This window comes from Synechococcus sp. CS-1326, from assembly GCF_025128115.1.
Lineage (GTDB): Bacteria > Cyanobacteriota > Cyanobacteriia > PCC-6307 > Cyanobiaceae > Regnicoccus.
In genome coordinates, this window is sequence record NZ_JAHLYV010000002.1 from 72,417 (window position 1) to 85,838 (window position 13,422).

Consider the following 13,422-nt stretch of genomic DNA (forward strand, 5'->3'; position numbering starts at 1 on the left):
GAAGTCAGACAGATTCAGGCGCCAGGGGCTGTAGCGCCAAACACCCCGGATCCCGACAATCGGGTCATCGAATCAACGCCAGCCAATCCTGCAGGGGCTGCCAGTCGTCCCGTTGGTCGATCGCCTCCCAGAGACGCTCCACCTCAGCCCGCACCGGGGTCAGCGGCAGGTTCCAGCGCCGCAGGCTGGTGGGGATCGCGGCCTGCTGCTCGGACGAAAGGCCATGGCTCCAGGCCCACCAGCCATCACGCCAGTCCTGCCACGGGCGATGCGGCGGCTCGACGGCCCCCACCAGGAAGGGGGCGAGCGCATCCGGCTCCGGCGGCAGGCCACCGGTGGCGATCCGATCGGCAAGCGCCGCAAAGAAGGAGCCATAGGCCACCGGCCAGGCCGCCAGCAGTTGCAGGGTGAGCGGCACCAGATCGGGACGATCGCCGCTGCCATCGCCGCTGCAAGCACCGCCACCATCGATCGGCGCCCCAGCGGTGGCCTCGAAACCGAGCCGCCGCATCAGGCAGTGGCGGTAGTGCCGGTCGTAGGTGGGAGCGAAGCGCTCCAGCCTTACCTCCAGGTCAGGCCGCGGCAGCAGCATCGCCAGGGGCTCCTGCAGCAGGCGCAGATTCTGATGACAGATCAGCGGCTGCTGGCCGTAGGCATAAAGGCCGCTTTGGTCGAAGTAGGCGGCGGTGAAGCCCGGATCCCAGGTATCGAGGAAGGCGAAGGGGCCGTAGTCGAAGCTCTCGCCCGCCAGCGACATGTTGTCGGTGTTGAGCACGCCATGGGTGAAGCCGGCCACCATCCACTCGGCCGCCAGCTGGGCCACTCGCTCCACCAGCTCGCCGTAGAAGGCCAGCAGCTGGGGCACTGCTCCGGCCTTGCCCGTGGCCGGATGGGCCAACGCCAGATGCGGGTAGTACACAGCCACCACATGGCGCAACAACTGCTCCAGCTGCTGGGGCTTGCGGAGGTAGAGCAACCGTTCGCAGGTGCCGAAGCGCAGATGGGTGCGGGCCAGGCGCACCATCACCGAGCTGCGGGTGGGCGAGGGTTCGTCGCCCCGCCACAGCTCTTCGCCCGTTTCCACCAGGCTGAGGGTGCGGCTGGTGGTGACGCCGAGCCGATGCAGGGCCTCCGAGGCGATCAGTTCGCGCACGCCGCCCTTGAGGGTGAGGCGGCCATCGCCGCCACGGCTCCAGGGGGTGGTGCCGGAGCCCTTCGAGCCGAGGTCATGGAGGGCGCCATGGCGATCACGCAACTGGCCGTAGAGGAAACCCCGACCATCGCCGAGGCAGGGGTTGTAGGTGCCGAACTGATAGCCGTGATATCGCAGGGCCAGGAGGGGAGTGCGTGCCTCGAAACGGCCATAGGCGGCCTCGAAGTCCGCGTCACTGATCGAAGCTGCGTCAAGACCGAGCTGCTGCAGGAGGGCGTCGTTGCGGAAGCGCAGCCGGCTGAGCGGAAAGGAGGCCGCCTTCACCACATCCCAGTGCTGGGGCCCGAGGCTCTCGACCGCAGGCTCGAACGGCAGGCCGAGCAGGGGATTGATGCGGGCGGACATCGGCGAAGACCGCGACGGCGAGGCGCATAGGCCGGGGGTGACCTTAGGGAAGGAGCCCAACCCACCTTGAGCTGGGAACGCCTGAAACCGGCTCCCTCGAAACCCTCCGGTTGTTCCTGCAGCGCCAAGGGATCAGCGGGGATCCCGGGGATCACAGCGATGTGGTGCGGCCCAAAGCCCTGGGCGGACGTACCGGAAGGCCCAACGGGAATGACCCTCGGAATGGGCGTGACGCAGCGCAAGCGACAGGCCTTCTCATCTCAGAGCCTGCTGAGCAAATGGATGGCATCGAACAGGCGAATCTGTGATTTGAGATTGCAGATCATCCATGGAAGCGAATCTCCAGCATTCGAAATGCATAGGACTGAACAGATGGTGATGGTTCGCGGACCCGCATAAAATCCGTTTCTGCAGGCACCAAAAAGAGCAGAACCCAGCCAGCGCAACTTCTGTCAGACCAAAAGACAGGCAAGACAAAGATGCTTAGGCTGACCGGGAAGCATCGACTGGCGTGGTTAACGGACCCGTCTATTTACTGTTCGACGAACCGATGGAGGCGGGAGCAGATCTCATAAGAATGCAGCATCATTTAGCTTTTTGATGCTCAGGAAATCTCTCCAACCAATGTGGAACAAATCCATGAAGGCATGGCGCTCCTTCTGCTGATTCCCGCAGCGGCCGCCAGATGCTCCAGTAATGCCACCATCAACGTCGAGGCCCAGGCGTACCCCCGCCGAATGGCACCAGCGGCGCCATGAGTCGCTGGCAAGGCACGCAATCGATGAAGCCAGGGGGTGCTGTGCCAAGAACCATGCCCGTATGGGCGCTAACCAGCCGAAAACGCTGGCAGGAGCAGCCCATCGATGCCTCGGATTTCGGCGCCAGAGCCATAAGGCACCCAATCCACCCATCCGGCCCAGCCTTGAGGCATCCTTAGCCCAGCTCGTCTGCCCACTGGCTCCAACGGTCTGACATGGAACAGGGCCAGCTCAACTGGATCGCCAACTTCATCTGGGGCATTGCCGACGACGTGCTCCGGGATCTGTACGTGCGCGGCAAGTACCGCGACGTGATCCTGCCGATGACAGTGCTGCGTCGGTTGGACGCGGTGCTGGAGCCCACCAAGCAGGCGGTTCTGGACCTGAAGGCTTCCCTGGATGCCGCCCAGATCGTCCATCAGGACCCCGCCCTGCGGCAGGCGGCTGGCCAGGCCTTCTACAACACCTCCAAATTCACCCTGCGCGATCTCCAGGCGCGCGCCAGTCAGCAGAAGCTGCGGGCCGACTTCGAGGCCTATCTCGATGGCTTCTCGCCGAATGTGCAGGACATCCTGGAGAACTTCGAGTTCCGCAACCAGATTCCACGTCTGTCGAAGGCGGATGCCCTCGGCACCCTGATCGGCAAGTTCCTCTCGCCCGACATCAACCTCAGCCCCAACGGCCTCGACAACCACGGCATGGGCACGGTATTCGAGGAGCTGGTGCGCCGCTTCAACGAGGAGAACAACGAGGAGGCCGGCGAGCACTGGACGCCGCGTGATGCCGTGAAGCTGATGGCGAAGCTGATCTTCGTGCCGATCGCTTCCGAGATCGAATCCGGCACCTACCTGCTCTACGACGGCGCCTGCGGCACCGGCGGCATGCTCACCGTGGCGGAAGAGGAACTCAAGGAGCTGGCCGCCTTCCAGGGCAAGAAGGTAGCCACCCACCTCTACGGCCAGGAGATCAACGCCGAAACTTACGCCATCTGCAAGGCCGATCTGCTGCTCAAGGGCGAGGGCGACGGGGCCGACAACATCGTGGGCGGGCCTGAGCACTCCACCCTCGCCAACGATGCTTTCCCGGCGCGGGAGTTCGACTTCATGCTCTCCAACCCGCCCTACGGCAAGAGCTGGAAGGGCGATCTGGAGCGAATGGGTGGCAAGGGCGGCATCAAGGATTCCCGTTTCCTGGTCGAGCACGCTGGCGATGGGGAGTATTCGCTGATCACCCGCTCCAGCGACGGACAGATGCTGTTCCTCGCCAACATGATCAGAAAGATGAAGAGCGGCACTCCTCTTGGCAGCCGCATTGCCGAAGTTCACAACGGCAGCTCGTTGTTCACCGGAGATGCGGGCCAGGGCGAAAGCAACATCCGCCGCTGGATCATCGAGAACGACTGGCTGGAGGCGATCGTGGCCCTGCCGTTGAACATGTTCTACAACACAGGCATCGCCACCTACGTCTGGGTGCTCAGCAATCGCAAGCCCGCCCATCGACAGGGGCGCGTGCAGCTGATTGATGCCACGGCCTGGTTCAAGCCCCTGCGCAAGAACCTCGGCAAGAAGAACTGCGAGCTCTCCGAAGACGACATCCAGCGCATCGTCGACGCCTTCCTTGCTTTCGAGGAAACGGAACAGAGCAAGATCTTCCAGAACCAGGCGTTTGGCTACTGGAAAGTCACGGTGGAGCGACCGCTGCGGTTGGCCATCCACAGTGATGCCGAGCACTTGGCGGCCCTGGCCGAGGCTGCCGTTGATGCTGGCGAGGCCGGCCTGGAGAGCGTGGTGGAGGCCGTGGATGAGGTGATGGGGGAGGCTCCCCACAGGGACGCCAATCAGTGGCTGGAGCTGGCGGAACGGTTGGCCAAGGGGCAGGGGCTGCGCTGGACGGCCAAGAAAGCCAAGCTGTTATTCGCCCACTTGGGCGAACGGAACGAGAAAGCCGCCCCCGTGATCGCCAAGGTGTCCAAGCCGGGCAAGCAGACCGCTGATCCTTTACGCGGGTTCTTCCCTGTGGATCTGGAGGAGGGCGAACGGGTGGTGCAATACGAGCCTGACCCCGAGCTGCGCGACACCGAACAGGTGCCGTTGCTGGAGGAGGGAGGCATCGATGCTTTCCTGGCACGCGAGGTAAAGCCTCATGCTCCTGACGCCTGGTATGAGCCGGGGAGCGTGAAGATCGGCTACGAGGTGAGCTTCACGCGTTACTTCTACAAGCCCAAACCACTACGTGCGCTGGACGATATTCGAGCGGACATCCTGGCTCTGGAGAAGGAGACGGTGGGCCTACTGGAAGCGGTGATAGGAGATCGCTCAGCATGAAGATACTCAAGATAGAACTCGAACATTGCTATGGCATCAGGAGCCTGAAGAGAACGATTGACTTCTCGGCTACCAAGGCAATCGCAATTTACGCTCCTAATGGGTCGATGAAGTCATCCTTCGCTCAAACATTTGAAGATATAGTTTCAGGCAATGCATCCATTGATCGCATTTTCCCATCCCGCGCTTCGAGTCGTGTAATACAGGACGAGGATGATGCAGATCTGCCCAAGGAAAACATACTTGTAGTACGTCCCTATGAAGAGACATTTGGTCAATCAACGAAAACTTCGACACTTCTAGTCAACGCAACGCTTCGAAGGGAGTACGAGAGCTTGCACATCGAAATTGATGTGGCCAAGTCCGCGTTCCTAAAGGCGATGAAGGAACAGTCTGGATCCAAGCGTAACTTGGAAAAAGAGATATCGCTAGCCTTCACGCCAAATGACGACAAGTTCTATATTGCTCTAAACAGGATTAAAGGCGAAGTCACGAGTCGCCCAGACGCGCCTCTTAGGGACATTCCCTACGACCTCATCTTCGATGATAAGGTGCAAGGTTTTTTGGGCACCAAAGACTTTAAAACAGCGATCGAGGCTTATATCAAGAAATACAATGAACTTCTTGCTGCTTCCACCTATTTCAAGAAGGGCGTTTTTAACTATTATAATGCTGCACAGATTGCTCGCCAACTGGCAGACAACGGCTTTTTTGCAGCTAATCATTCGGTAAATCTAAATTCTGGCGAAAAAAAGGAAATCACCTCACAGAAGGAACTTGAAGATTTGATCGCCAAGGAGAAGAGTACCATTTCAAATGATACCGAACTTCGCAAGAAATTTAGCGAAATCGAAAAACTCATACAGAAGAATACAACTGTTCGCGAGTTTGAAAATTACCTTCTGAGTCATGAGAACCTATTGCATAAATTGGGGAACATGGCTGAGCTGAAGCAAGAGATTTGGAAAGCCTATATCGACACCAGATTTGACCTGTATCAAACCCTTCTCGAGAGATATCAATCTGCCGAATCACGCCGCAAAGAAATACAAGAGCAGGCGGAGAGGGAAAGGACACAATGGGAAGAAGTTATTGACATCTTTAATAGTCGCTTCGTGGTGCCATTTAAGCTAGAGGCAGTGAATAAAGTGGATGTCATCCTGGGAAAGGATGAGATCCTAAGCCTTGGCTTTATCTTTAGCGATGGCGTAGACCATGCGACTGTTGATCGCACGGCGTTACTACAGGTGTTAAGTACTGGTGAGAAGAAGGCCCTATATATCCTTAACATTCTGTTTGAGATTGAAGTCCGAAAGGCATCTGGTCAGGAGACTTTAATCATTGTTGATGACATCGCAGATTCCTTTGATTACAAGAACAAGTATGCGATCATCCAATACCTAATGGATATATCAGAGTGCCAGCATTTCAGGCAAATTATATTGACCCATAACTTTGACTTCTTCAGAACAGTTGAAAGTCGCTTTGTCAGCTACAAAAGCTGCTTGATGGTTTCTAAGACTGGCTCAGGCGTAGAGCTACAACAGGCTATTGGCATCAAGAACATCTTTGTCAAGGATTGGAAAGCCGCATTCTATACAGACCCTAAGAAGAAGATAGCCTCAATTTCTTTCATTCGCAATCTCATAGAATACACTAGAGGTGAATTAGACCCAGATTTTCTTAAGCTTACCTCGCTGCTCCACTGGAAAGCCGACTCACGCCGAATTACTGTGTCTGAGCTAGACGATATCTACAATCGTCTTTTTTCCACTTCTTCACAATCGCATGATGGCCAGGAACTTGTTATCAATGTTGTCGATAGAGAAGCTGAAAGCTGCCTGAACGCACCGGATGGAATCAACTTTGAAAATAAAGTAGTTCTTGCTATTGCCACTCGTCTCACAGCGGAACGATTCATGGTAACCAGCATTAATGACTTAAGTTTCGTCTTAAGCATCACCTCTAACCAAACCTCTAGGCTGCTGAGAAAGTTCCAAGAGCTCCATCCAGAAGATCGAGAATCGCTGGACATACTAAAAAAAGTAGTTCTAATGACGCCAGAGAACATACACCTTAACTCATTTATGTATGAGCCAATACTGGACATGTCAGACAGCCATCTCCGGACGATATTCACTGAGGCGAAATCGCTTCTGAGTAGTAGTTTGCAGCTGCCGTGATCAGCGACCTGAAGCCCTATCCCAAGATGAAGGATACCGGCCTGCCATGGGTTGACCAAGTTCCATCACATTGGAAACTTGTGCCTAATCGTGCGCTGCTTAGCAAGCGGAAGGTGCTGGTTGGGGATCGACATACCGGTTATCGCTTGCTTTCGCTCACCAAGGCAGGTGTCATCGTTCGTGATATCTCGTCAGGGCGAGGCAAATTCTCTGCAGATATGGGAACCAGCCAGGAGGTTCGAGAAGGCGATCTCGTTTTTTGCCTATTTGATGTTCCCGAAACCCCGCGGACTGTTGGCCTCTCTAAGCACCACGGAATGATTACTGGTGCCTACACAGTGTTCGAGTGCAAAGACAACCAACTTGCTCGGTTTCTAGAGGCATTCTACATTGCGATGGACGACAGGAAGTTACTCAGTCCGCTTTACTCAGGCCTCCGGAACACGATTCCTCCACCAGTTTTGCTTGGCCAGAAGACGCCACTTCCTCCTGTTCCCGAACAAGCTGCCATCGTCCGCTTCCTCGACCACGCTGACCGCAAGATGCGCCGCTACATCCGCGCCAAGCAGAAGCTGATCAAGCTGCTGGAAGAGCAAAAGCAGGCCATCATCCACCGCGCCGTCACACGAGGACTGGATCCCAACGTTCCCCTCAAGCCCTCCGGCGTGGAGTGGCTGGGGGATGTGCCGGAGCACTGGAAGGTAGCCAAGCTCGGGCGCTTTATTGAGCTGACGACAGGATTCCCATTCAGGAGCGATGGCTTTACTCAGGATGCAGAAGACATCAGGCTTCTTCGCGGCGTTAATATATCGCCTGGGAAGATTCGTTGGACTGATGTTGTCAGGTGGCCGCTCTCAGAGGGTGATAAGTTCAGTGCCTTTGACTTGCAGGTTGGCGACATCGTACTTGGTATGGATAGGCCGATCATTCAGCGCGGCACAAGGATTGCCAGAGTCAATGAGCCTGATGTTCCTGCACTGCTGCTGCAGCGCGTTGCGCGTATTCGGCCGCTACGGGAACTGCATGGCGACTATCTGTCACTTTTGTTGGCCGGAAAGTCTTTTGCTGACTATCTGACCCCAATCTTTACGGGAGTCAGCGTTCCCCACCTCAGCCCGGAGCAGATAAAGTCCCTTCGCTTCACCTTGCCGCCGAGCGACGAGCAATCGCAGATCGTCAGGTGGGCCGCAGAGCACACGAAGAAGACCACCGCAGCGATTACTATCGCTGAGAACGAGATCATCCTTCTCCGCGAATACCGTACACGCCTAATCGCCGATGTGGTCACCGGCAAGCTTGATGTGCGCGAGGCGGCCGCACTGCTCCTTGATGAGGATCAGGAGCTTCCGACGATCGATGAATTGGATGACATAAGCGAACCCGAGGAAGACGATCTTGATGATCTTGATGAAGGGACCGAGGATCCAGAGTCGTGAGCGCTGAGAGGCCTCTTGATTATCTGGTCAGCTTGGTGCATGAACTCTGTGCCTTACCCAAGGAAACCGAATGGGTTGAGTTCAAGGAGAACAACGACAACCCCGAAGAGATCGGCGAGTACATATCCGCCCTTGCCAATGCGGCAGCCCTTCAGGGCAAGGCCTTCGCCTATTTGGTGTGGGGGGTGCGCGACGCCGACCACGCCATCGTGGGAACTCACTTCGATCCTTTTGCCACCAAGGTCGGCAACGAGGAACTGGAGAGCTGGTTACTGAGGCTGCTGGATCCCAAGATTGATTTCCGCTTCTTCAAAGTGTCCATTGAAGGCACTCCTGTAGTGGTGCTGGAGATTGCACGGGCAGCCCGGCATCCCGTGCGCTTCAAAGGGCAGAAGTTCATCCGCGTGGGCAGCTACAAGAAAAAGCTGGAGGCCTTTCCCGAGAAGGAACGGGCCCTCTGGCGCATCTTCGATCAGACCCCGTTCGAAGACGGCCTCGCCATCGATCGTGCTACCGCTGATGAGGTGCTGCAGCTGTTCGACTACCCGGCCTACTTCGATCTGCTGGAACTGCCTCTGCCCGACAATCGGGAGGGCATTCTCGCCGCCTTGGCTGCCGATCGTCTCATCCGCAAGAGCGATGCCGGGGGCTGGGACATCACCAATCTCGGCGCCATCCTGTTCGCCAAGCGCCTCGATGCCTTTCGCACCCTGCGTCGCAAGGCGGTCCGCGTGATCCACTACCGCGGCCGTGACCGCACCCAGACCCTGAAGGAACAAGAGGGCGGCAAGGGCTATGCCTGTGGCTTCGAGGGGCTGATCGGGTTCATCAACGGCCTGCTGCCGTCCAACGAAATCATCGGGCAAGCGCTGCGAACCTCCGTGCTGATGTTCCCGGAGCTGGCCGTGCGGGAACTGGTGGCCAATGCCCTCATCCACCAGGACTTCTTCATCACAGGTGCCGGGCCGATGGTGGAGATCTTCGACGACCGCATTGAAATCACCAATCCGGGCGAGCCGCTGGTGGCGACCGACCGCTTCCTCGACAGCCCGCCCACCTCGCGGAACGAGACGCTGGCCTCGCTGCTGCGGCGCTTCCGCATCTGTGAGGAACGCGGCAGCGGCATCGACAAGGTGGTGGCCCAGGTTGAACTGCACCAGCTACCGCCTCCGCTGTTCGAGACTCCGCCCGGCTTCACCCGTGCGGTGCTCTTCGCGCCCCGGCCACTGGTCGCGATGAACAAGGATGAACGGATCCGTGCCTGCTACTGGCACGCCTGCCTCAAGTACGTGCAGCGCGAGGCCGTCACCAACACCACCATCCGGGAGCGCTTTGGGATCTCGCCGGCTAACAGCGCCACGGCCTCGCGATTGCTCAAGGACGCGGTGGAATCAGGTTGCCTTGTTCCCTATGACCAGGAGGCGGCTCGTTCTCAGATGAAGTACTTACCGTGGTGGGCCGCTCGGGGGAGGGGCTCTTGATGTCATACCGCTCCACATGGCAGCCAAGAGCCGAAAGTGCCTGCACGGCAACCATTCCCGCTTTTGCTGGGCATTTGATCGCTCAGCGGCCTGGAGGCCCTCCTTCAGCCCCTCACGGCAGTTCCAGCAAGGGTTTTTGCCCATTTGACGGGCATTTGCCCGCCAGCCCGCCATGACCACCGACACCACCGAAAAGGGCCTGGAGGCGCTGATCCTGCGGGCCATGACCGGCCGCACCGATGTGCTGGTGCCGGCCCACGTGGCCACCGAAACCAGCGTGCCGGTGGCTGGTGGCACCGGTTGGCTGCTGGGAGATCCCACCCATTACGACCGCGACTACTGCATCGATTTGGTGCAGTTGCGCGGTTTCCTGCTGGCCACCCAGCCCGAAACCCTTGAAGCAGTGGCCCTTGCCACCGATGGGCCCACTCGCCGCAAGTTCCTGGCGCGGCTCCAAGGGGAGATCACCCGTCGCGGCACGATCGATGTTCTGCGCCATGGCCTCAAGCATGGGCCCCATCACATCGACCTCTTCTACGGCACGCCCTCGGCAGGCAATCCCGCCGCGGTTGAGCGTTTTGCTGCCAATCGCTTCAGCGTGTCCCGCCAGCTTCGCTACAGCAGTGATGAGAGCCGCCTCGCCCTTGATCTGGGGCTGTTCATCAATGGCCTGCCGGTGGCCACCTTCGAGCTCAAGAACAGCCTCACAAAGCAGACGGTTGCTGACGCCGTGAAGCAGTACCAGCTCGACCGTGACCCGCGCGAGAAGCTGTTCGAATTCGGCCGCTGCGTTGCGCATTTCGCCGTGGACGACCACGAGGTGCGGTTCTGCACCCAGCTCAAAGGCAAGGCCTCCTGGTTCCTGCCCTTCAACCAGGGTTGGAACGACGGCGCCGGCAACCCCCCGAACCCGGATGGCCTCAAGACGGCCTACCTCTGGAAGCAGATCCTCACCCGAGCCGGCCTCACCGACATCCTTGAGAACTATGCCCAGGTGGTGGAGACCAAGAACGAAAAGACCGGCAAGAAGAAAGCCGTACAGATCTGGCCCCGCTTCCATCAACTGGATGTGGTGCGACGCCTGCTCGCCGATGCCACTGAGCACGGTGCCGGCCATCGCTATCTGATTCAGCATTCCGCCGGCAGTGGTAAGAGCAACTCGATCGCCTGGCTGGCCCACCAGCTGATTGGCCTTGAGCTCAACGACAGGGCCGTGTTCGATTCGATCCTGGTGGTCACCGACCGCCGCATCCTGGATCAGCAGATCCGCGACACCATCAAGCAGTTCGCCCAGGTGGGTGCCACGGTGGGCCATGCCGAAAATGCTGGGGATCTGCGTGGCTTCATCGGTGAAGGCAAGAAGATCATCATCACCACGGTGCAGAAATTCCCGTTCATCCTTGATGAGATCGGTAATGAGCACCGTGGCCGCCGCTTTGCGATCGTGATCGACGAAGCCCATTCCAGCCAGGGTGGCCGCACGGCAGCAAAGCTGAATCTCGCTCTGGCGGCCAATGGCGCAGAAGAAGAGGATGAGACCACGGAAGACAGGATCAACCGGGTGATGGAGGCCAAGAAGTTGCTGCCCAACGCCAGCTACTTTGCCTTCACCGCCACCCCCAAAAACAAGACCCTGGAGGTCTTTGGGCTTCCCGATCCCCAGCCCGATGGCAAGGTACGCCATCACCCCTTTCACAGCTACACGATGAAGCAGGCCATTCAGGAGGGCTTCATCCTCGATGTGCTGCGCCATTACACACCGGTCGAGAGCTACTACAAGCTCATCAAGAAAGTGGAGAGCGATCCCGAGTTCGACAGTAAGCGCGCCAAGAAGAAACTACGCCGCTACGTGGAGAGCCATGAGCATGCGATCCAGCTCAAAGCGGAGATCATGGTGGATCACTTCCATGAGCAGGTGCTTTCCCTGAACAAGATCGGTGGTGAGGCCCGATCCATGCTGGTCACTAACGGCATCGAACGTGCCATCCAGTATTTCCATGCTTTCCGCAACTATCTCAGCGAGCGCAAAAGTCGATACCTGCCCATCGTTGCCTTCTCAGGTGAGCACGAATTCGGCGGTACCAAAGTCACCGAAGCCTCCCTCAACGGTTTCCCCTCCAGCCAGATCGCCGACAAGATCCAGGAAGATCCCTATCGCTTTTTGATCTGTGCCGACAAGTTCCAGACCGGTTATGACCAGCCACTCCTGCATACAATGTATGTCGACAAGGTGCTGTCGGGCATCAAAGCGGTGCAGACGCTGTCACGGCTGAACCGAGCCCACCCCAAGAAGCATGACGTTTTCGTGCTCGACTTCATGAACGACGTCGACACCATCCAACAGGCATTTGCGGATTACTACCGCACCACCATCTTGGCCGAGGAAACTGATCCGGACAAGCTTCACAACCTTAAGGGAACCCTCGATGGCTATCAAGTCTACGATCAGCAGCAGGTTGACGAACTGGTGGAACTGTATCTGGGCGGTGCAGATCGCGATCAACTCGATCCCATCCTTGATTCCTGCGTGGCGGTATACCGAGAGCAGCTCGACGAAGACGGCCAGGTGGACTTCAAGGGCAAGGCCAAGGCCTTCACCCGTACCTATGGGTTCCTCTCTTCGATCCTTCCCTACACAGACGCCGATTGGGAGAAACTCTCGATTCTGCTGAACTTCCTGATCTCCAAGCTGCCGGCTCCGATTGAAGAAGACCTCTCAGCGGGCATTCTGGAAGCGATCGATATGGACAGTTACCGCGTGGAGAAACAGGCGGCCGTCAGGATTCAGCTCCCCGACGAGGATGCCGAGATAGAACCGGTTCCCGCCTCCGGTGGCGGGCGTAAACCTGAACCCGAGCTCGATCGGCTTTCGAACATCCTCAAGGTGTTCAATGACCAGTTCGGCAACATCGAGTGGACGGATGAGGATCGAGTCAACCGCTTGATCACCGAAGACATCCCCAGGCGTGTCTCAGCCGATCCCGCCTACCAGAATGCCCGTCAGAATTCCGACAAACAGAATGCGAGAATCGAGCACGATAAGGCGTTGACACGCGTGATGACGGACGTGCTCAAGGACGACATGGAATTATTCAAGCAATTCATGGACAACGATTCGTTCCGGCATTGGATGGCCGATACGGTCTTTGGGCTTACGTATGAATAAACCCATTAGAGTTTGAGTTCCTCATACTCTACTCTTCCCAGAATGATGGCAGAGTTGTCTGTGGCTCCTATTGCACTTGCCTACGATCAAATCCGGTCGTCGAACAACCAGCTGCTCCGGACGGGATTTACAGACCCCTGTCTCAGTGAAAGATGCTCTCCCGCCGCTGAGCTGGAGCGTTAGCCAAGTCTATGGTGTGTGCAGCCCTCCCCCGAACTGCGTTGTGTTTCACACCGCGGGCACTCTATTATCCGTAGGCTTGTCGTCAAGCTTCACGGAGGTGTTCAGCCTAATCAAGTCGTTAGAGCCCGACGCTGATGGCAGTCAACACCTCCACCACCACTCTTCTCCAGGGCAAGCTCTCAAGAACGGAGCTGGAAGTGTGTTATGACGAACTCAAGCCGCCCAGCATGGGTGTGGATGGGAACACATTGAGGTCAGCCTACGAGGAGCTTGTGAGGACTCGTAAGGCATGTCAGTTATGTGAGCATCTGACTAACCCTGCTTTTATCGATT

The 13,422-nt window shown here is 57.7% G+C and carries 7 protein-coding genes; 5 read left to right on the forward strand and 2 right to left on the reverse strand.

The features are described 5' to 3' along the window. Nucleotides 1–64 precede the first annotated feature (64 nt). Nucleotides 65–1,558 carry a YdiU family protein gene (locus KQ307_RS00470; RefSeq protein WP_259726581.1) on the reverse strand — a complete coding sequence of 498 codons (1,494 nt, stop codon included), beginning with the start codon at nucleotides 1,556–1,558 and terminating at the stop codon, nucleotides 65–67. A gap of 973 nt (nucleotides 1,559–2,531) precedes the next feature. Here KQ307_RS00470 and KQ307_RS00475 point away from each other — a divergent pair. Genes KQ307_RS00475 through KQ307_RS00490 form a run of 4 tightly spaced genes read left to right on the forward strand, consistent with a single transcriptional unit; the run spans nucleotide 2,532 to nucleotide 9,740 of the window. Next, nucleotides 2,532–4,640, forward strand: coding sequence for a class I SAM-dependent DNA methyltransferase (locus KQ307_RS00475; protein ID WP_259726582.1), 2,109 nt, complete (start codon nucleotides 2,532–2,534; stop codon nucleotides 4,638–4,640). Next, entirely contained in the window at nucleotides 4,637–6,823 is a 2,187-nt protein-coding gene (locus tag KQ307_RS00480; protein ID WP_259726583.1) for a hypothetical protein, read from the forward strand. The genes KQ307_RS00475 and KQ307_RS00480 overlap by 4 nt, the downstream gene beginning before the upstream one ends. Then, complete coding sequence (locus KQ307_RS00485) at nucleotides 6,820–8,259, forward strand: restriction endonuclease subunit S (protein ID WP_259726584.1); 1,440 nt, start codon at nucleotides 6,820–6,822, stop codon at nucleotides 8,257–8,259. The genes KQ307_RS00480 and KQ307_RS00485 overlap by 4 nt, the downstream gene beginning before the upstream one ends. Next, nucleotides 8,256–9,740, forward strand: a complete 1,485-nt coding sequence (locus KQ307_RS00490; RefSeq protein ID WP_259726585.1) for an ATP-binding protein — start codon at nucleotides 8,256–8,258, stop codon at nucleotides 9,738–9,740. Before KQ307_RS00485 ends, KQ307_RS00490 begins: the two co-directional genes overlap by 4 nt. A gap of 112 nt (nucleotides 9,741–9,852) precedes the next feature. Here the strand turns inward: KQ307_RS00490 and KQ307_RS14830 are convergent, their stop codons facing one another. Next, a complete protein-coding gene (locus tag KQ307_RS14830) occupies nucleotides 9,853–10,239 on the reverse strand; it encodes a hypothetical protein (protein ID WP_399253919.1) in 387 nt (128 codons plus the stop codon). Between KQ307_RS14830 and KQ307_RS00495 the strand changes: the two genes are divergently transcribed. Beyond that, nucleotides 10,144–12,906, forward strand: a complete 2,763-nt coding sequence (locus KQ307_RS00495; RefSeq protein ID WP_399253916.1) for a type I restriction endonuclease subunit R — start codon at nucleotides 10,144–10,146, stop codon at nucleotides 12,904–12,906. The genes KQ307_RS14830 and KQ307_RS00495 overlap by 96 nt on opposite strands. Nucleotides 12,907–13,422 lie beyond the last annotated feature (516 nt).

Excerpts from the sequence above, each read along its gene's own strand:
- KQ307_RS00470 (WP_259726581.1), bottom strand. The coding sequence starts at position 1,558 with ATGTCCGCCCGCATCAATCCCCTGCTCGGCCTGCCGTTCGAGCCTGCG.
- KQ307_RS00480 (WP_259726583.1), top strand. The coding sequence starts at position 4,637 with ATGAAGATACTCAAGATAGAACTCGAACATTGCTATGGCATCAGGAGC.
- KQ307_RS00475 (WP_259726582.1), top strand. The coding sequence starts at position 2,532 with ATGGAACAGGGCCAGCTCAACTGGATCGCCAACTTCATCTGGGGCATT.
- KQ307_RS14830 (WP_399253919.1), bottom strand. The coding sequence starts at position 10,239 with ATGGCGCAGAACATCGATCGTGCCGCGACGGGTGATCTCCCCTTGGAG.